This window comes from Sulfurimonas sp. (assembly GCF_041563035.1).
Taxonomy (GTDB): Bacteria; Campylobacterota; Campylobacteria; order Campylobacterales; family Sulfurimonadaceae; genus Sulfurimonas.
In genome coordinates this window covers 1-18,477 of the sequence record NZ_JBFFNS010000020.1, presented here as the reverse complement: position 1 = coordinate 18,477, position 18,477 = coordinate 1, and the positions used below count along the sequence as shown (strand labels likewise).

The 18,477-nt window shown below is 34.5% G+C and carries 20 protein-coding genes, 1 tRNA gene and 1 pseudogene; 8 read left to right on the top strand and 14 right to left on the bottom strand.

What is annotated here, in order from left to right; translation table 11 throughout:
• Positions 1-8: 8 nt before the first annotated feature.
• From ABZC13_RS11475 to ABZC13_RS11440, 8 genes are read right to left on the bottom strand one after another with little or no spacing between them, the layout of a single operon-like run.
• Positions 9-269: a hypothetical protein gene (locus ABZC13_RS11475; protein ID WP_373003820.1), complete on the bottom strand. Its 261-nt coding sequence runs from the start codon at positions 267-269 to the stop codon at positions 9-11.
• Positions 270-279: 10 nt separating this feature from the next.
• A complete protein-coding gene (locus tag ABZC13_RS11470) occupies positions 280-849 on the bottom strand; it encodes a diguanylate cyclase domain-containing protein (protein ID WP_373003817.1) in 570 nt (189 codons plus the stop codon).
• 29 nt (positions 850-878) lie between these two features.
• On the bottom strand, positions 879-1,673 hold the full coding sequence (locus ABZC13_RS11465; RefSeq protein WP_373003814.1) for a CHAD domain-containing protein: 795 nt from the start codon (positions 1,671-1,673) through the stop codon (positions 879-881).
• A gap of 3 nt (positions 1,674-1,676) precedes the next feature.
• Positions 1,677-2,366 carry an ABC transporter permease gene (locus ABZC13_RS11460; RefSeq protein ID WP_373003811.1) on the bottom strand — a complete coding sequence of 230 codons (690 nt, stop codon included), beginning with the start codon at positions 2,364-2,366 and terminating at the stop codon, positions 1,677-1,679.
• 52 nt (positions 2,367-2,418) lie between these two features.
• Positions 2,419-3,099: a class I SAM-dependent methyltransferase gene (locus ABZC13_RS11455; protein WP_373003809.1), complete on the bottom strand. Its 681-nt coding sequence runs from the start codon at positions 3,097-3,099 to the stop codon at positions 2,419-2,421.
• Between the two features lie 11 nt (positions 3,100-3,110).
• The gene (hisG, locus tag ABZC13_RS11450) at positions 3,111-3,737 is read right to left on the bottom strand and encodes an ATP phosphoribosyltransferase (RefSeq protein WP_373003805.1); all 627 of its coding nucleotides are present in this window, start codon (positions 3,735-3,737) and stop codon (positions 3,111-3,113) included.
• 58 nt (positions 3,738-3,795) lie between these two features.
• Entirely contained in the window at positions 3,796-4,404 is a 609-nt protein-coding gene (locus ABZC13_RS11445) for a type III pantothenate kinase (protein WP_373003801.1), read from the bottom strand.
• Positions 4,404-4,724: a hypothetical protein gene (locus ABZC13_RS11440; RefSeq protein WP_373003798.1), complete on the bottom strand. Its 321-nt coding sequence runs from the start codon at positions 4,722-4,724 to the stop codon at positions 4,404-4,406. The genes ABZC13_RS11445 and ABZC13_RS11440 overlap by 1 nt, the downstream gene beginning before the upstream one ends.
• Positions 4,725-4,818: 94 nt before the next feature.
• On the opposite strand from ABZC13_RS11440, the gene ABZC13_RS11435 reads away from it, so the two are divergent.
• Entirely contained in the window at positions 4,819-5,775 is a 957-nt protein-coding gene (locus tag ABZC13_RS11435) for an HD-GYP domain-containing protein (protein WP_373003795.1), read from the top strand.
• Here the strand turns inward: ABZC13_RS11435 and ABZC13_RS11430 are convergent, their stop codons facing one another.
• From ABZC13_RS11430 to ABZC13_RS11420, 3 genes and pseudogenes are all read right to left on the bottom strand, one after another.
• Positions 5,776-6,219, bottom strand: coding sequence for a DUF4395 domain-containing protein (locus ABZC13_RS11430; protein ID WP_373003792.1), 444 nt, complete (start codon positions 6,217-6,219; stop codon positions 5,776-5,778).
• Positions 6,220-6,284: 65 nt separating this feature from the next.
• Positions 6,285-6,497 carry a hypothetical protein gene (locus ABZC13_RS11425; protein ID WP_373003789.1) on the bottom strand — a complete coding sequence of 71 codons (213 nt, stop codon included), beginning with the start codon at positions 6,495-6,497 and terminating at the stop codon, positions 6,285-6,287.
• A 58-nt stretch (positions 6,498-6,555) separates the two neighbouring features.
• A pseudogene (locus ABZC13_RS11420) lies at positions 6,556-6,648 on the bottom strand (hypothetical protein); the annotation flags it as partial.
• 266 nt (positions 6,649-6,914) lie between these two features.
• Here ABZC13_RS11420 and ABZC13_RS11415 point away from each other — a divergent pair.
• The 5 genes from ABZC13_RS11415 to ABZC13_RS11395 all read left to right on the top strand — a co-directional run bounded on the left by ABZC13_RS11415 (position 6,915) and on the right by ABZC13_RS11395 (position 13,058).
• Positions 6,915-8,297, top strand: a complete 1,383-nt coding sequence (locus ABZC13_RS11415; protein WP_373003786.1) for a TolC family protein — start codon at positions 6,915-6,917, stop codon at positions 8,295-8,297.
• The gene (locus tag ABZC13_RS11410) at positions 8,297-9,043 is read left to right on the top strand and encodes an efflux RND transporter periplasmic adaptor subunit (protein ID WP_373003782.1); all 747 of its coding nucleotides are present in this window, start codon (positions 8,297-8,299) and stop codon (positions 9,041-9,043) included. The genes ABZC13_RS11415 and ABZC13_RS11410 overlap by 1 nt, the downstream gene beginning before the upstream one ends.
• Positions 9,044-9,052: 9 nt before the next feature.
• On the top strand, positions 9,053-10,645 hold the full coding sequence (locus tag ABZC13_RS11405) for an efflux RND transporter permease subunit (RefSeq protein ID WP_373003779.1): 1,593 nt from the start codon (positions 9,053-9,055) through the stop codon (positions 10,643-10,645).
• Positions 10,645-12,360: an efflux RND transporter permease subunit gene (locus ABZC13_RS11400; protein ID WP_373003776.1), complete on the top strand. Its 1,716-nt coding sequence runs from the start codon at positions 10,645-10,647 to the stop codon at positions 12,358-12,360. Before ABZC13_RS11405 ends, ABZC13_RS11400 begins: the two co-directional genes overlap by 1 nt.
• Before the next feature lie 224 nt (positions 12,361-12,584).
• Positions 12,585-13,058 (top strand): DUF2231 domain-containing protein, encoded by a 474-nt coding sequence (locus ABZC13_RS11395; RefSeq protein ID WP_373003773.1) that lies wholly within the window; start codon positions 12,585-12,587, stop codon positions 13,056-13,058.
• A gap of 6 nt (positions 13,059-13,064) precedes the next feature.
• Here the strand turns inward: ABZC13_RS11395 and selB are convergent, their stop codons facing one another.
• Both selB and selA read right to left on the bottom strand, forming a co-directional pair.
• Positions 13,065-14,900: a selenocysteine-specific translation elongation factor gene (selB, locus tag ABZC13_RS11390; RefSeq protein ID WP_373003770.1), complete on the bottom strand. Its 1,836-nt coding sequence runs from the start codon at positions 14,898-14,900 to the stop codon at positions 13,065-13,067.
• On the bottom strand, positions 14,893-16,242 hold the full coding sequence (gene selA, locus ABZC13_RS11385) for an L-seryl-tRNA(Sec) selenium transferase (protein WP_373003767.1): 1,350 nt from the start codon (positions 16,240-16,242) through the stop codon (positions 14,893-14,895). The genes selB and selA overlap by 8 nt, the downstream gene beginning before the upstream one ends.
• 61 nt (positions 16,243-16,303) lie before the next feature.
• On the opposite strand from selA, the gene ABZC13_RS11380 reads away from it, so the two are divergent.
• Positions 16,304-16,402: transfer RNA gene (locus ABZC13_RS11380), tRNA-Sec, on the top strand.
• A 3-nt stretch (positions 16,403-16,405) separates the two neighbouring features.
• Here ABZC13_RS11380 and selD read toward each other — a convergent pair.
• Entirely contained in the window at positions 16,406-17,440 is a 1,035-nt protein-coding gene (gene selD, locus ABZC13_RS11375; RefSeq protein WP_373003764.1) for a selenide, water dikinase SelD, read from the bottom strand.
• A 291-nt stretch (positions 17,441-17,731) separates the two neighbouring features.
• On the opposite strand from selD, the gene ABZC13_RS11370 reads away from it, so the two are divergent.
• A partial coding sequence (locus tag ABZC13_RS11370; protein ID WP_373003761.1) for a putative selenate ABC transporter substrate-binding protein occupies positions 17,732-18,477 on the top strand: 746 nt, incomplete at its 3' end.

Genomic DNA, 18,477 nt, shown 5'->3' with positions numbered 1-18,477 from the left:
TGGTTCCTTTATATACTATCTGGTGTTAAGCCAACATCTTCTAAGTAGTGGCGCAACTTAGAAATGGAGTCTTTCGAGAGATCATTTCTATGTGAGAGTGCCATTATCAACTCTTTATCGTTAAAAGTCAGTTTTGCTTTATTGTGTTTAGTAATCTCCACCTCAACACCATAATGTTCAAGAGCAGAGAGAAGTCTTTTTACATCTATGTTTCCAGATACCGGATGCTCAAACAGCTTTTCTACTTTCGCCTTGTGTTTATGACTCATATAAATCCTTTTAGACTTTTATAAAATGGTGAGATAGATCTTTTTCAATATCCAACAATGCCTTAAACAGTCTTGCAAGAATAGCCTTTATGTCATCATTTTGAATAAAGATAGTCGTTGAGAAGTTCGACTTTAGATGCGAAACATTTCCAAATACATTTTGCAAGATGATGCTATTTAACTTATGCGCATATTTGTCTACACCCTCCAAGTCGGTATTTGGTGCTATGATTACAAAGTTTGTCTGATCATACTTTATAAGTATATCCGTATTTCTGATCTTTGATTTTAAAAGCTTTGTTATATCTTCAAGTATTTTTTTAGAGACTCTGTCTTTAAAGATATTATCACTTCTTCCAATGTTGTAGATTCTGAACATCATCACACTTACATTCTGCGAGCTTTTATGGATTTTGTCTATGTGTGATTGCAAAGAGGCGTACTCTTTTAGTTTATCAAGCGCTCCAACATTATAAACTTCAGAATTACCGTGAGTATTGCTATTTACACACTCTTGTATAAGCTCAATCAACTCTTCTTTAGTTTTTGACTCTAAGTCTACACCTTTAATATCAAACACAATAACACCTCTTTGTATCTGTTTATATCTTATAGTATATCAAAATTTTCAAATAGCAACTGCTTTGAATCGAATAACTTTAACTCATAGTAATCTTGTAACTCTAAAAAATCACCTTCTGTTAGTTCCTCTTTTATGCTTCTAATAAGTTCTAATCTTACAAAATTATCTTGAATCTCTCCAAAGAGGTCTTGGAGCCTCTTTAGCTTTGCAAAATCAAAATCAAAATCTCTGTTATCAAAAAAGCAATGCTCATAGATGTCTAATGCATAACGAAACTTCTTGAACTCTTTTCTCAACTTATGTAGTTCATGTGATGGTGTTTGCATATCGACTCTGGCTAGTTCTTCATATCTACTTTTCTCGACATCTGAGATGATTTTGTGCTTATCAATGTTTTGTATTTTATAAACAAAAAACTCTCTCTCTTTTGTCATCATCATAAGGAGTTCTAAATTACTTTTGTATTCAGCACTTCCGATAGTCTGCATATATATTTTAAAAGTGTTATCTCTTTTTAACTTCAAAACAGTGCGTAACCTATCTTTAGTAAAATGACAACATCCTATACTTTCTATGTCTATCAAAAACAGGTCTATATCTCGTAGTAGTGCAGTAGACTTCAGAAGTTTTTTTAGAAGTTTAGACAACTCTTTTGAAGAGTGTTTATTTATCTCTTTAGCATAGACTTCGCTGTAAGCATAGAGTCTTCGCAGATTTACCCGATACTGGTGCAACAGTTCTATGTCATCTGTTTTTAGTAGTTGTGCATGCATCTCACTTACAACGGAGACTCTGTTTTCAAACCACTTTTTAAACTTCATAAATCAAGCCTTTTTTGATATCATCTTTAGGTACACAATAACACTGATACCTGCGCTTCCAAAAATCATCGCCATTACTACTATCTGGTATCTTACAGCTACTAAAGGATCCACTCCTGAAAGAATCTGTCCTGTCATCATACCAGGAAGTGAAACTATACCAACTGCTAAAAATGAGTTTATAACTGGAATCATAGAAGCTTTAAAAGTATCCTTTAGGGCTTCATGTGGAGATGATGTCATTACTTCTTTTTCATACCTCTCAGCTGCAAGTGAGACAGATATCATAGAGTTTGCATATATCATCCCGGCAATCGGTATAACATATCTAGGCTCATAAAAAGGAGTTAGTTCAAAGATAAATTCTATGACTAGAACAAGGTTTATTGTTCCACCGACAGCTATGGCAAAGAATATTATAAAGTATGAGTGAATGCCGATTTTTTGAATGTTTCTCATCACTATATAACTAGACATAGATATCATGACTAAAACTATAAAAAGTCCTATATACCAAGAGTCATTTTCAAAGATGTAGATAAGGACATAACCAATGAAAAGGAGCTGTATGACCATACGAATGGTTGCGTAGATTACCTCTGTTGAATCATCTACCCATTTACGATAGTAGTACCAGATAACGGCTAATGGAATAAGTAAAAAAAGGAAGTTTTGTACTGGGATCAACTCCATACTACTCTCCGGAATTTATATTATCCTAGTAGTATAACAGTTTAATATATTACTATTTCTTTTTAAAGATAAGTAGTGTCTTATCCTCAGTGTCATAAAGAGAGAAAGTCTGCTTGTCTATAAGCTTCAAGTTTGTAAGGTTTTGAAAAGTTTTTATTTTATGGAAGTGTTGGATGATAGTATCTTGATGTTTTATGTACTTACCGTCAGTTTTTTCAAAAAGCGTAAATTGTGTATTAAGTTCATCATTTGCAAACTCAGCATCTACGACTAAAAACTCTTTGTCGTTCTCAGCACTCATAGTACCTTCTGCGACATCACTAAAACCATAAAGAGTATTGATATCCGCTATAAAGATTCCATCGTCATTTAGCTTTGACGCAACCCCGTCAAGAAACTTAATAAGTGCGTCTTTATCCATAAAGTTTAAAACATCAAAGATAGACACAACAGCGTCATACTTACCATCAACATCCGCCACATCTATACACTCGGCATCCAATCCTTTAGCTTTACACTCTTCAACCATAACAGAGCTAAGATCAACACCCTTACACTCTACACCGTCACTGATCATACGCTGCATAAAACCGCCGCGGCCACAACCAACGTCTAAAAGAGTTTTTATTTTATAATCATCAAGTTCTGATCGGTAAAGGTCATAAAGTGCTTCTGTAGCTTCTTCGATGCCTAGAAGGTGTTCAGCTTTTGCGTATAGGTCCAAATTAGTCATGTGGTCTGTCATTAAGCGTTTTGCTCTGCTTTGATGATTTTGTTTATTTTTTCATAGATATCTAAAACTTCATCTTTTTTAGCGATGTAGCTGTTTTTGTTAGCAATAAGGTAAGTAGATGAAGTCATAATATCTTCAACTACTGATAAACCGTTTTGTTTCATAGTAGCACCTGTCTCAACAACATCAACGATCATGTCAGCAAGTCCAATAATCGGAGCAAGTTCTATAGAACCGTAAAGTTTAATGATATCTACTGAGACCGCACGCTCTTCAAAGTAACGCTTAGTGATGTTAACCATCTTAGACGCTACTTTTAAGTCAGGCTTATTAAGGTCAAGTTTCTCACCGTTTCTCATACCGATAGAAACTTTACATACACCGCGTCTAAGATCAAGAAGACGAATAACATCAAGTCCCTGCTCTTCTAAAGTATCAAGTCCTACTACACCGATATCAGCAGCTTGATGATAAACATAAGTAGCAACATCTTGGTTTCTTACAAGTAAAAAACGGAAATCTGGAGTATCTAGGATGAGCTTTCTATCATCAAACTTAAAACTGTCACCAAATATAGTCTCAAATATTTCTAAAGTCTCTTTAGCAATACGACCTTTTGGAAGTGCAACTGTTAGCATTTTATGCCCTTGTATATATTATTATTTTTCGCATTTTATCTAAATGTAGCTCAAAGTTTTATGAGTGCATGAGAATCTTCTTCATTCCCTTAAAAATCAAATTCTCATCTACCTCAGCATCTGGAAAGATTTTTGCAAACTCTTTTGCATCTCCGCCTGTTAAGATGATGTTCATATTATGAGAAGTTACTTCAGCGTAAAGTGTTTTAAGATAGCCGTATGTTATGGCATCTGTAGAGTTCTTCGGTAGTCTGTTTAAGTCAATATTAAAGTTAAATGGATATTCAAGTGCAGAAGAGATATCTTTGTAAGTCTTACTCATGGCATTAAGTCCGGGGTAGATAAAACCACCTTGAAACAAACCGTCTTTTACAATGTCTACAGTTACGGCACTTCCGGCATCTATGATGATTCCATTCTCAATAGCTTCAGATGCAACCATCCTGTCAACACCCATAGTCTCATAGTATTTACCCATATCCAGTTTTGTTGATAAGTCTATCCAGTTTGGCAGGTCTTTTAAAATTGTTTTTATTTTTGGATTTACACAGATATAGTTGACTTCTTCTTTTATCGTTACGGGATCAAAGCTGAGTGTATCTTTTTTATAGTCTCTCTCAGCCTCTAAGAAGTGGTATGAAGTGTTACCTATGTCACATAGAAGCATTACTGAATTTTCCAGCCTTGGCTTTTAAAGGCTTCTTTTGCTTTGGAACATAAAGGAGCATCTATAAAGATTATCTTGTGTTTGAAGTTATGTCCGAAAAAAATCACCAGCTTTGCATATATCTCTTCAAATTTACGCACGTCTTTCATAAGCAGCCTGCTCTTTTGACTTACAGCAAAAATAGCCCAGAAGTACCCAGTCGTATCTGTTGCTTTATACATTTTTATCTTGTTGCGTATTCCTAACTCTTTAGGAGCAATCTCTAACATTTTTTTATAAATTTTCCCTTTTTTTCTTAGGGAGTCTACTACCGTTTGCATATTTATTTTATTGCCTTTTTATTAAAGTATTATTTTATCTAAACTAGCCTTATATACAAACAACTATATAAATTCTGTGATATAATTTCACTATATGAAAGTAGTACAAAGAAAAATAAAAACTGTTAATTATTATACGTTGATGGATTTGGAATCACTATCTGTTGGTGATAGTATAGCTTTTGATGTTTTTATAAAAAAGAGTAATGATTATATAATCATCATAGAAGCCGGAACTTATTTATCCCAATCGCTATATGCAAAATTGGAAAAACAGCCTAGCTTATATATATTTAAAAAAGACAAAGAGAAGCTTTCCATTACATGTGAGAGTCTAAAATATTATATCAAATACAACAAAGACAATCTCGACAGGAGAATAGGATTTATTTACAAAATAAATACACAACTCTTTAACAACTACCTTGAAGATAAATACAACAAAATTGATTTAGAGTGTGTTAACCTAATAGTTAAATCTATTCTATACCTAATCAAGTACGATGTAAATTTTTTAAAAAACACGATTCCTCATTTTATAAATGAGCATAATCTTCCAAACCACTCACTGCATGTGGCTGTATATGCTATGAAACTTGGGAATGACCTTCAGCTAAACTCTAAAAAGCTTCTACAGTTAGGAGCAGCAGCTCTTTTACACGATCTAGGTATTAAAAAGATTAATGAGTCTTTGATAAATAAAAGCACAAAACTTGAAATAGCAGAATTAGAACAGGTTCAAAAGCATGTCACGTATAGTGTTGATATTATAAAACAAAACAATATACATGATCCATATATTTTAGATGCTGTACTACATCATCATGAACAATATGATGGTAATGGATATCCTGAGAAACGAGAGCAAGGTGAGATAGGTGTTTTTGCTTCTATTTTAGCTATCAGTGATGTTTTTGACGCACTTACAAGCAACAGACCTCACAGAAAGCAGTATACATCTTTTGAAGCTATTAAGATGATGCTAAAAGATGAGTCAATGGTGAATAAATTTAACCGTAAATATCTTCAACTACTGCTTAAATCACTCTAGCTAGTTCATAAAGCCAGGGTGAATTTTCTTGATTAAAAAATAAATTTTACATCCAAGACAGTAACTGAAAAAAGCTTCAAGCAGAGCACAAGATAAAAATATAAATGATACTATGATTGAGAAGAAATAAAGATTTAAATTATTTCCCGCTATTAGCATAAGAATAAAGAAAATACCGAAGTATCCGGCTAATCTTTTTGCACCACCATCAGTAAACTCATCTTTTAATTTAAAAAGTTTTTTAAGAAATCTTGATATATGAAAAATAGGAGAGTACTCTTTTTTACAAAATAGACGCACCATAAAATCAAAAAATAGAAAATATAGTATAAAAACATTAAACGTCATCATATAAGCGATTAGTAAAATACTAACCATAAGAGCTACAAATCTAGCTACATAACTATCAACACTTTCAAAATTAAGGGGACATGAGTAAGACAAAGTGAATAACCTTTCATATAATATATATCGAAATTTTAGTCTCTTATTCTTAAAACATCATTATTTTAATTTCTTATCTTTTCTTCTATCTTTATTTTAATGTTATATAACTCTTTTTCCACCGCAAAACAGCTTCTAATTGTACATGCCAAATACTCAAAATTTGTCCCTTCTTTTTTCATAAAAACATATAGATATTTAATGTTCTTTATCTTTAAGAAATCTCTTTTAAGAGCTTCTTTAGTGTTTTTTAATATTACTACTTCCTCTTTTTGCATCAAAAATACTATAGCAGATGCAGGAACATTTGACTGCTTTTTTGACCTTTAGATGCAGTTATTGATAGTAGCTGTCAAGGTGTAGCATCTCTTCACGGTCAACTTTTGCACAGACAAAATATCTGTTAAAAACTTCTGCCATTCCTTTGTTTTCAAATAACTCATCACCCTAAAATAGGCACTCGACAGGGTTTGACATATGTTGCTGCAAGCATGGAGAAGTTTCATATGAGAGTTCATTTTTCAGTTTATCAGCGTCTATAAAGATAAAAAAAAGTAATATTACCAGTATCTGTTTCATCTGATTATTATAGCCTAAAAGATTATTAATTTGATTCTAATGTGATATATAAAAAAGAAATATATGTTATAATAAAAACTTAATTTTATTATAATGACAAAAGACAAGGAAAATGGATGAAAAAAATAGTTGGTGTGCTACTTACAGCACTACTTCTAAATGCTTCTGATATTACCGTCTCAAACTCCCTCACACTAAATGAGGCTATAGAGATTTTAAAATCAGAAAACTTAGAGATAAAGACTGCATCGCTTGATGTAGATTCAGCAAAGGCGGAAGTTCAAACCGCTAGTGGCAATCATTGGGGTAAGCTTGATTTCGTGCAAGACTACGCGAACTCAAATGATGCAGGAAATGTATTTGGATTTAAACTTACTTCGAGAGAAGCAAATTTTAATGACTTTGGTTTTGATGAGTTCTTAGCTCAAATGGGCGGACTGCCAGGAAATTCGGCAACGCTTCTAGCTACACAACCAAAAAACTTAAACTACCCGGATGCAAGAAACTTTTTTCAAAGCAAACTAAAGTATGAGGTCCCTCTTTTTACAGGTTTTCAAATATCAAGTTATGTTGATATCATGGAATCAATGACAAAGATGAAAAAACTAGAAAAAAAACAAGTTATAAATGAAAAAATCTATCAAGTTAGAAAAAGCTTTTACGACATGGCTCTACTTCGTAACTCTACTAAAAATTTAAATACAATTCTTACAAATATTGATACACTAGAAAATATGACCAAACAAATGATTGAAGTTGGATATGCAAAGAAAGTGGACTTATTAGAAGTTCAAGCTAAAAAAGGAAACGTACAAAGATTGATTCTTCAAATGGAATCTAACCAGAAACTTCTCTATCATTACATCAGTTTCTTACTAAATCAAAAAGTAGAAAATATCTCTACTGACTCTGCTAATGTTTCTATGCCAGTATTTACAAACGAAGATGTGTTGAGCAACAACCTTGATATACAGAGAGCTTCAACTGGCCTTGAAGTTCGTAAAAGCATGGTTGATGTATCTAAATCTTCTTACTATCCTATGGTCGGTGCTTTTGCAGAAGCTGCAACTGCTGATGATACTTTTTTAGGAAAAGCTGATGACCATAAATCATATACCGTTGGTGCAAGACTTACTTGGAACATATTCAATGGTGGAATTGATAGTGCAAATGTTGAGAAATCTCGCATCCAACACATCAAAACAAAAACACAAGTAGAACTTGCAAAAAAAGGAATAGCACTAAAAGTTGCTAAGATAAGAACTGAGATAAAGACTTATGATGCTGAGATAGCTTCTTTAGAAAAAGAGCTTGCTCTTGCAGATGAGATCTACGCTAACTACGAAGGTAGATATAGAGAAAAACTATCTTCTATGAGTGATGTCATCATTAAACAATCAGAACAGATTCAAAAAATACTAGAACTGCAAATGACGCAAAACAAAAGAAATGAGCGTATATTTGCCTTAGAAAAATTAGCAAACGGAGAAAATAAATAATGAAGAAACTTTTAATACTAATAGCACTGGGAGCTTCACTTATAGCTGAGACTCTTACTCTATCTGGAAGTGTTATTTCAGATAACCAAAAAATGATTACAAGCCGTTTTATGGGTTTTGTAACACAAGTAAATGTAAGTGAAGGAGAGAGAGTAGTTAAAGATCAGACACTTTACTCTATTGACTCTAGAGAGATTGACTCAGCAAAAAGACAGTCTGAACTTAGCCTTCAAATGTATCAAAACCAATACTCAAACGTAAAACTAAACCTAGACAGATACAAAAGACTTTTAGAAAAAGACATGGTTTCTAAATACGAAGTAGAGAACTTAGAGTTAGCAGCACTCAACCTTCAAGATATGATATCTATTGCAAAAGCAAGGCTTCAAGAGGTTCAAAATCAATATAGATACTTAAACATCAAAGCACCAAATGCTGGTGTTGTAGTTGCTAAAAACATTAAAGTTGGTGAGATGGCAATGCCAGGTATGCCGGCAATCATACTCTCCGACTTAAGCGATTTAAAAATCTCTGCTGAAATTGCCGAGAATGACTTAAGTCGTATTAAACACGGGACTAAAGTTATCGTAAATATCCCATCACTTAAGATTAAAAGCATTGGTAAAGTTACTGCTATTATTCCAAGTTCAAACCCTATGACACACACTTTTAAAATCAAAGTTTCATTTAAAAGTAATAACAAATCAGTATATCCTGGTATGTATGCAACTGTTGAAATAAACTAAGGCCTGAATATGACTAAAGTAAAATCTTATGAACCAACTGATTCAGCTGGTAAGTTAGCAAAAGGATTTCTAAGGAATCCTCTTACTATCGTACTTGGTGTATTTTTACTAGCCATCGGATATCTGGCACTTATGATTATGCCAAGAGAAGAAAACCCGCAGATGGTTGTTAGTGGATCTACGGTTATCGTAGCTCTTCCTGGAGCTAGTGCAGCTGAGATACAAAAAGTAATCGTTAAGCCACTAGAGAGAAAACTAAAAGAAGTAAAGGGTGTTGAACATATCTATGGTACTGCTATGGATAATGTCGGTGTCGTTAATGCAGCCTTTTTTATCGGTGAAGAAAAAGAGGGATCAAACCTTAAAGTCTATGACAAGATCATGCAAAACTCAAACATGTTTCCAAAAGGGGCTATGAACCCTATCATAAAACCTCTAGATATTGACGTTGATATTCCTGTTGTATCTGTTGCGTTTTACGCAAATGACAAAAGCATGAGTAAGACAGAACTTTATAACAAAGTGAAAAAAATCCAACATCATGTAAATGGTCTGGATAATGTAGCCGTAACAGAGGTAAAAGGTGGAAACAAAACTCAGTTTAATATAAATGTTGACCTTCATAAACTCTCAGGTTACAATCTATCTATGGGACAGATTGTTCAAGCTGTACAGTCACTTTCATACAGTGTTCCTGCTGTAAAAAATCGTACTAAAGATAACAAGATCATCATGGTTGGTGTAAAAAACGCTATTGAGAGTTCAAAAGACATCGGAAACATTATTGTTGCACAATATATGGGTTCTCCTATCTACTTAAGTCAAGTGGCAGAAGTAGAAAAGTCTTACGATATTCAAAACTTTAAGTCAGTTCAAATCAGTGTACGAGATGATGCAGGTAAGTTCAAACCACTGCAAGATCAAGTTACTCTGACAGTATCAAAACTTCAAGGTACAAATGCCGTTGTTATTGCAGATGCTGTAAAGACAGAACTAGCTTCATATAAAGGCTACCTACACGAAAACGGTATTAGCTATGTTATCACTAGAAATGATGGTGAAAGAGCGAATGAGGCTGTAAATGAGCTAGTATTTCACCTTGTGTTGTCTATTGTAATCATTGCTATTTTACTTGTTCTTGTTCTTGGTTGGAGAGAGTCTCTTATCGTTACTTTTACAGTACCTGCCATCTTGGCAATTACACTTTTTGTAGCTTATCTGACTGGTCAGACTATCAATAGAATTACGCTATTTGCATTCTTACTATCTCTTGGTCTTTTAGTTGATGCTGCGATTATTGTTATTGAAAATATTCACAGACACTATCACGATGTAGCTTCGGCTCACTGTAGTGCAGATGACTTGATGATTCGTGCGACTGATGAAATCGGACCACCGACAAATATCGCGACTTTAGCCATTATTATGACTATGGTTCCTATGGCGTTTGTTGGTCAAATGATGGGTCAGTTTATGAAACCGATTCCGGCTAATGTTCCTGTAGCTCTTGTTGCTTCACTATTTGTTGCATATATATTCACACCGTACTTAGCAGTTAGAATGCTAAAAAGACCTGATTTTTCTAAAAAAGGAGGTCACTAATGTTTAAGAAATTTGAAGACGCAGTTTTTAATGGCATCCAAAGTGGCACTCAGAGAAAGATTATTCTTTTTGGAACTCTTATAGCTTTTATACTTTCTGTACTGATGATAGCTCCAAGTAAAATGGTTTTAGCGAAGATGCTACCTGGTAAAAATAACGATACTTTTAACATCTATGCAACACTTGCAAACGGAAGCTCAGTTGAGCAGACAAAAAATGTAACTGACTGTATCGTAGGATATATCCAAAAAGAAGATGAAGTTTTAGACATTGAAGTTTTCTTGGGCATGGGTGCTCCTCTTGATTTTGCAGGACTTATAAAAGGTTCACACTTTAAGAACTCTGAAAATGTTGCAGAAGTTGTTTTAAACCTTACAAAGAAACATGATAGAAGTGAACCTTCATATATGATGGTTCAGCGTATGAGACCTGTTATTGTAAAAAACTGTGAGTCACTATATCCTGATACTGTTGTATCTTTTGTTGAACCACCTGCAGGACCTCCTGTTTTAGCAGCTATAGTTGCTGAAGTTTACGGAGCGGATGCAAAAGGCATTAGAGAGTTATCAAACAGAATATCAGATGTATTTAAAAAGACTGAGGGTTTAGTTGACATAGATATCATGCAAGATGAGATATATGATACTTTCGAAGTTCAAGTAGACTCTACAAAAGTCTCTCGCTCAGGAGTAAGCATCAAGCAGTTAAACGACATTTTATATCTTGCATTTGAAGGTATGCAGATAGCTGTTAAGAATTCTGATGTTTATAATGATCAGATTCCTATCTACCTATCTCTTTCTCAAGACTCAAAAAGATTTACTTCTAAAGATATTAATTCTGTAAAAGCTAAACTTTCATCTTTGAAGCTTATGAATAAAATGGGAATGATGACGCCGGTAACTGAGTTAGTGACTATTGAACCTAAAAAATCAAATCCATTGATTATGAGTAAAAATCTTCACCAGATGACAAATGTTATGGCTGAGACAGATATGCTTTCTCAGGTTTATCCTCTTATGGATGCAAGAAATGTGATTCTTGATACATTTACTGACAAGTATGAGATAGAAAAAACTGGTATGTTTAACCTTAGACTTACTGATAAAACTACTAGAAGCATCTACCTAATAGTATGGGATGGAGAGATGGAAGTAACACTGGATACTTTCGTTGAGCTTGGTGCTGCATTTATAGCTGCGCTTATTCTTATCTTCTTACTAATGGTTATCTACTACAAAAGTTATACACTAAGCGGAATCATTCTTTTAGGATCTTTCCTATCTATCATCGGTGTAATAGTTGGTCACTGGATTATGGATTTGTTTACTGCTGATACATTCTTCTTGACTGCGACTTCTCTCATCGGGTTTATCGCACTAATAGGAATCAGTTCTCGTAACTCACTTCTTCTTATAGACTTTACAAAGTCACTTATGGATGAAAAAGGTATGCATAAAGCTGAAGCTATCGCTTACGCAACAGCAACTCGTGCTAAGCCTATTTTCCTAACAGCGGCAGCTATTATCCTTGCTTCTACACTTCTTGCCGGAGATGCTGTATTTGGCGGTCTTGGTGTTGCTCTGATATTTGGAACTATTGCAGCAGTTGTAGCATCTCTTATCGTTGTACCTGTACTTCTATTTAAAACAGATTTAGAAAAGCACTTTAACTTTCATGAGAGAAAATCGGTATCTATTAGCGATCCACTCTAAACTATTTAAAAGTTTCTCATTCCATCTCTTTGGAGATGGAATACATACATAATCAGAAAATAAGATAAAATTATATCAGTAATCACACAGAAGCTCTGAAATTAGGCACTTTATGACAGTTTTGCTTTCTAGCTTTATTCATTAGTTGTTAATAAAATTATTTAATATAGTATTAATTTTCTTGATACTATAATCTTCCTACGCCCTAAACAAAAGGAAGAAAAATGAATATATTACATCCACCGTTTGTACATTTCGTAGTAGCCTTACCTGTTATCGCTCTGTTCTCCCAACTGACATTTTTTATTACAAAAGATAAAGCCTATTCCAAAGCAGCATTTAGAATTGTCGGTTTTGCGATGCTGGCATCATTTCTCGCAATAATCAGTGGTTTGGATGATGCGCAAAAAATCATAGAAAACAAGAGTATCCTCCAAGAAGGAATAAGCTCTTTAAACAACCACAAAATATTCGGTTTTGTGGTCGTAGCCACTTTAGTAGCTACTGCTATAGTAAAGTGGTACGCTATTTCTAAAGATTCATCTTTTTATGAAAACGTTTCCCTTGTGTTGATAATAGGATTATTAATAGTTTCACTCTATCAAGGTAGAAGTGGAGGAGAACTTGTGTATCAATACTCTGCAGGTGTTGATAATGATGTTATTACTCAAAGAGCAGATGAGATAAAAAAGGAGTAGCTAAAGCTACTCTACACTAAAAACTCTCTTATTATCCTGTTTTTTAATCTCTGAAAAATTATCCAGATAGTCCAGATAAGTAATAATATATTTTCTACTCAGTGGATGTTTTTCTTTAAAGTTTCTTATGTCTATATAGCCATCTTTTTTGATAATATCTTTCATTTCATTAACAAGTTTACTTAAACTATTTGCATGTATGAAAAGATTGTGTTGAAGTCTGAGTACTTGCTTCTTGGTACATAAAGATTTTAGTATGTTATCACCCATTTTTCTGTCTATGTCTAAGTCATCGTAGATGTTGTAAGGAGCAGTCGGAGATATGCCCTCCTCTTCTAAACGTTTTAACATTATCTGTTCTAGCGAGATTCTAAGATCTTCTGTAATATCTGCGTTTTTATATAGGTTGCCATCTTTTATTAAAAAGCCTTCATCTACTAGTTCTTTTAAAACCAGTTCTATAAAAGCTTCACTAGCCCATTTTAGTCTTAGTTTTATAGAAGCATTTGAGAGAAGTGCGTATTGATTTTTAGTGTAGATATTTTTAATATTGGCGTAAATAGTATCTTTTGTGGATAAAGGATAAATGATAAGCTCTTTTTCATCCACGAAGCTTTCATATAACTCTTTAGCACTATGGAGTGCTTCTTGATGTGAGAGAGCAAACCTTTGTGCAGATGAGATAAGTCCTAATCCTTTTTTATGTGCATAAAGTAAAATCGCGTATGCTTTTGGTATATCTTTTTTTTCTAGTGCTTCAAGGAGATGCAACTTTTGAGACTTTTTCATAGGGTCACTTACAGGGTTTAAAACTACCCCGCCAGCCACTGTAAAGTTTCCATCTCTGATGATTAGTTTCTCATTGTAGATGCTAAAAATATCCTCTTCGCTTTTTATAGAAGCAAACCCCTCTGTTAAAGAGCCCTCTGAGTTAAAGAGTAAGATCTTGGCATCTATCTTTCTAGAACCAATATAGACAGAGTAGTGTCTGTTGTGATGCAAAAACTTATCATTGAGCGTTTTAAAAGAGATATCTATAGAGTCAAAACCTCTGAGGTAGCCTTTTTTACTTATGACAAAACCACGTTTTATATTTTTAGCATCTATGTTGCTTAAGTTTATAGCTGTACGGTTTGAGATATTAGCTACTGCTGCATCTGCACCGTGGACTTGCAGGTTCTTTATCTTGGATTCTTTTTGTATGTCACAGATAAAAAGTTTGTCATTCACTTCTATGGGTTTTCCAAGTACAGTACCTGTCACAATAGTTCCTGCACCCTTGGCACTAAAGACTCTGTCTACATAGTATCTAAAGAAGTTCTCTTCTATCTTTGTACTTGCATCCAGAGTAAAGAGTCTCTCTTTTAAAGCCTCTATAGATGCCTCATCAAAAATAGAGACACCCATGCTAAACTTCAAGTCAAAGTCATATCTGGAGATAAACTCTTCAACTTCAAATAGTTTTTTCTCCAGCCCACTCTTCTCTATCAAGTCTTTTTTTGTAATGACTAATACTGCATTTTTTACACCAAGCAGATTTAAAATCTCCAGATGCTCTACTGTCTGTGGTTTTATTCCCTCAACTGCACTTACTACTATGAGTACACAGTCAAAAGAAAATGCTCCGGCTATCATGTTTTTTACAAGCTTTTCATGTCCGGGAACATCTATAAAAGCTATATTTTTATCATCTTTGGCAATGTTTGAAAAGCTAAGGTCTATGGTTATCCCGCGCTCTTGTTCTTCTTTTGTAGTATCACCTTCAAAACCGTTAAGTGCTTTGATAAGAGCTGTTTTACCATGGTCAATATGTCCGCATGTCCCTATGATAAAGTTAGACATCTGCTATCTCTTTTATTACGTTTATAATTTTGGATATTTCACTTTTTTGTATAGCTCTAAAGTCCAGCAAAAACCTGTCGTCTTCTATACGACCTATTATCTTTCTCTCTCTAAAGAGTCTTTCCATCTTGTTTTGTTTGTAGTTTTTTATCTTGATAGTTAGTGCGATGCTTGGAATGGTTCTATTTGGAGTAGTACCGCCACCTATGACTGTCTTAGTCTCTATGATTTCAGACTCACATATATCGCTTACAGCTTCTTGTAAAGATAGAGCATTTTCTCTCAACTCTTCTACAGAAGTAAACAGCATCTTCAACGTAGGAATCTCATCTATCTTGTTAAGCAAAACAGACGTTATACTCTCTTCTAGCAATGCAAGGGTAAGTTTATCTACTCTGAGCATACGGAGGAGCTGATTCTTTTTTAGTTTAGCGATGTACTCTTTTTTTCCTACTATGATTCCGGCTTGTACACTTCCTAAAAGCTTATCACCTGAGAAACTGAGAAGTGATGGGTTCTCTTGCATATACTTTAGTACTGATGGTTCATGCTGGTCAAGTCCGTAAGGCAGATCAACAAGATGCCCGCTTCCCATGTCGTAGTAGTCTATGAGATTTTTCTCTCTTGCAAGATGTATTAGCTCTTTGAACTCGACCTCAGAGCTGAAACCTTCTATAGAGTAGTTTGATTTATGGACTTTCATAAGCATTGATGTCTTGTCAGTTATGGCATCTTCATAGTCATATAGATGCGTTTTGTTTGTAGCTCCTACTTCAACAAGATTTGCTCCACTGTGTTTCATCACATCAGGGATTCTAAAACTTCCGCCTATCTCTACAAGTTCACCACGACTGACTATGACTTCTTTTTTCTTTGCAAAGGTATTGAGGATTAAAAAGACTGCACTTGCGTTGTTGTTGACTATTAAAACATCTTCGCATCCAAGAAGTCTGCAAATCACATCTGAGATATGAGAGTATCTCTCCCCTCTTTTACCTTTGGCTAAATCGTACTCTAGATTGTTGTAGCTGGTAACTACATCTTTTACTTTATCAAATGTTTTTTCATCTATAAGGCTTCGTCCCAAGTTTGTATGTACTATCACACCCGTTGCATTGATTAGCTTTTGCAGAGATGGTTTTGTAAGCTGGGAGTATTTTTGTAAAACAACATCTACTAACTCATCTTCGGTGAAAGATTCTACTTCATTTTTTAAAATGTTTTCTCTTAAGTTTTGAAGAACTTCTTGAGTGATACTAACAACAAGTGACGAGGCTAAATCATCAAATCTCTCATTCTGGCTAAACTTGTCTACCTTAGGAATAGATTTTAGTAAAAACATTTTTACCCTTTTTCAGATTATTTTTATATTTTCTATTGTACACTTCAGTTGTACAAGATTTGGGGGGCATGTGACCCTGGTGGGCACCACAGGTTTCAACCCTGATTGGAGGTTTTTGTGTAAACGCCTCGGGAGGTTCGATTCCTTCGCCTTCTCACCAAACTTAGTACACTATTATCGGTCTATCTCCTCTTGGAATGATAGAACCAATCACACACGCGTAACCAAAAGTCAAATCTTCTACTCTTTTTACATACTCTTTTGCGTCATCTTCATTCATAGATACTAATAATCCACCCGATGTTTGTGCATCACAAAACATTAGCGCGTACTTTGTAGCATCTCCTACATATGTTACCTTATCTTCTAAATACTTCATATTTCTCTTAGTCCCACCGGGAACTACATCTCTGTCTGCCAACTCAAATGCATCTGCCATAACCGGAACACTCTTAGCATCTATACTAAGGGTCACAGATTCATTTGTAGACTCATAAGCGTGACCTAGTAGACCAAAACCTGTAACATCAGTACAAGCACTTACTTCATACTCTGAGAGGAGTCTTGACGGCAAGTGGTTGAGAGTCTCCATAACTTTTATGGCTTCAAGAGTAGTATCTGTTTTAAGGAGGTCTCTCTTGATGGCAGTTGTTAAGATACCAATGCCTATAGGTTTCGTAAGCACTAAAACATGTCCTATTTTAGGAGTATTATTTCTAAGAACACGACTTGGATGTATCATCCCTGTAACGCTAAGTCCATAGTACATCTCCAACGACTCTATAGTATGACCGCCGATTAAAACACCACCGCACTCTTTTATCTTCTCATTACCACCTCTTAGTATTTCACTAAGAACTTCATAGTCATGATTAGTTTTATCAAAGCCTACAATGTTCAGAGCAGTTTTCACTTCTGCTCCCATTGCAAATACATCTGAAAGCGAGTTTGCTGCCGCGATTTTTCCATATACGAACGGATCATCAACGACAGGTGTAATAAAATCAACAGTTTGGACTAATGCTTCATTCTCATTTATCTTAAAAACAGAAGCATCTTCACTATGTTCAAATCCTACAAGCACATTTTCATTATCTGGTATAAGTGAGCGAATTGTATGTTTTAGATCTCCCGGACCCATCTTCGCTGCTCAACCAGCTGCTTGAACGAACTTAGTTAATTTAGATTCGTTATTCATGTTTTGCCTTAAAGTATTTTATGGAGGAAGTGTACGAAGTGTAGTAAAAGATTTTATTACATTTATGTACACCTAATCCATAGGTTAATGTTATATGTATTCTACTAGTTATAAAATTAAAGTAATATTAAAAGAGTAAAATTTATTTTACTCTTTAAGTAAAAATTAATATTTATTCCTATAAAGTTAGGTTATTAAAGAGCATTTGCCTAAGGTTTAGGCTTGACATAAATAAGTTATGCTAATTTTATGACTCTCACTTAATGCTTCAAAAAATATTTTGGAGTTATCATGAAAAAAACACTTATGAGCCTATTAGTGGTTTCAAGTCTGTTTAGTCAAACATTTACATTCTCAGCAATCCCTGACCAAGATGAGACAAAACTAAAAGAGCGTTTCTCAAAACTAGCCGTTTATCTCTCACAAAAGTTAGATGTAGATGCCAAGTTTATACCTATTAAATCTTACTCAGCATCCATAGCAGCTTTTAGAAACAAGCAGGTACAACTTGCTTGGTTCGGTGGTTTTAGCGGTGTAAAAGCAAGACAGATTGTTCCAAACTCCATAGCCATAGCACAAGGTATTCAAGACAGAGAGTTTCGCTCATATATCATAGTAAACACTAAAACATCTCTTGATTACTCCGATGAGTTTCCACAAGAGATACAAAACAAGACATTTACATTTGGTTCAAAAGGCTCAACAAGCGGGCGATTAATGCCTGAGTATTTTATACGTGAGCATCTGGGTAAAGCTCCCTCAGAAGTTTTTTCTAAGGTTGGTTACTCCGGAAACCATACTAAGACTATAGCTTTGGTTCAAAGCGGAGCTTATGAAGTCGGTGCGGTTAACTTTAAAGTTTGGGACTCAGAACTAAAGAGCGGAAAAATAGACAGTTCAAAAGTAAAGATCATCTGGCAAACACCTACTTTTCCCGACTATCAGTTTACGGCTCACGGAGACTTGGATGCTACCTATGGAGATGGTTTTACAAAGAGACTTAAAGAGACTCTGCTAAACCTAAAAGATAAAGATAT

Excerpts from the sequence above, each read along its gene's own strand:
- ABZC13_RS11475 (WP_373003820.1), bottom strand. The coding sequence starts at position 269 with ATGAGTCATAAACACAAGGCGAAAGTAGAAAAGCTGTTTGAGCATCCG.
- ABZC13_RS11465 (WP_373003814.1), bottom strand. The coding sequence starts at position 1,673 with ATGAAGTTTAAAAAGTGGTTTGAAAACAGAGTCTCCGTTGTAAGTGAG.
- ABZC13_RS11460 (WP_373003811.1), bottom strand. The coding sequence starts at position 2,366 with ATGGAGTTGATCCCAGTACAAAACTTCCTTTTTTTACTTATTCCATTA.
- ABZC13_RS11455 (WP_373003809.1), bottom strand. The coding sequence starts at position 3,099 with ATGACTAATTTGGACCTATACGCAAAAGCTGAACACCTTCTAGGCATC.
- hisG (WP_373003805.1), bottom strand. The coding sequence starts at position 3,737 with ATGCTAACAGTTGCACTTCCAAAAGGTCGTATTGCTAAAGAGACTTTA.
- ABZC13_RS11445 (WP_373003801.1), bottom strand. The coding sequence starts at position 4,404 with ATGCTTCTATGTGACATAGGTAACACTTCATACCACTTCTTAGAGGCT.
- ABZC13_RS11440 (WP_373003798.1), bottom strand. The coding sequence starts at position 4,724 with ATGCAAACGGTAGTAGACTCCCTAAGAAAAAAAGGGAAAATTTATAAA.
- ABZC13_RS11435 (WP_373003795.1), top strand. The coding sequence starts at position 4,819 with ATGAAAGTAGTACAAAGAAAAATAAAAACTGTTAATTATTATACGTTG.
- ABZC13_RS11425 (WP_373003789.1), bottom strand. The coding sequence starts at position 6,497 with ATGCAAAAAGAGGAAGTAGTAATATTAAAAAACACTAAAGAAGCTCTT.
- ABZC13_RS11415 (WP_373003786.1), top strand. The coding sequence starts at position 6,915 with ATGAAAAAAATAGTTGGTGTGCTACTTACAGCACTACTTCTAAATGCT.
- ABZC13_RS11410 (WP_373003782.1), top strand. The coding sequence starts at position 8,297 with ATGAAGAAACTTTTAATACTAATAGCACTGGGAGCTTCACTTATAGCT.
- ABZC13_RS11405 (WP_373003779.1), top strand. The coding sequence starts at position 9,053 with ATGACTAAAGTAAAATCTTATGAACCAACTGATTCAGCTGGTAAGTTA.
- ABZC13_RS11400 (WP_373003776.1), top strand. The coding sequence starts at position 10,645 with ATGTTTAAGAAATTTGAAGACGCAGTTTTTAATGGCATCCAAAGTGGC.
- ABZC13_RS11395 (WP_373003773.1), top strand. The coding sequence starts at position 12,585 with ATGAATATATTACATCCACCGTTTGTACATTTCGTAGTAGCCTTACCT.
- selB (WP_373003770.1), bottom strand. The coding sequence starts at position 14,900 with ATGTCTAACTTTATCATAGGGACATGCGGACATATTGACCATGGTAAA.
- selA (WP_373003767.1), bottom strand. The coding sequence starts at position 16,242 with ATGTTTTTACTAAAATCTATTCCTAAGGTAGACAAGTTTAGCCAGAAT.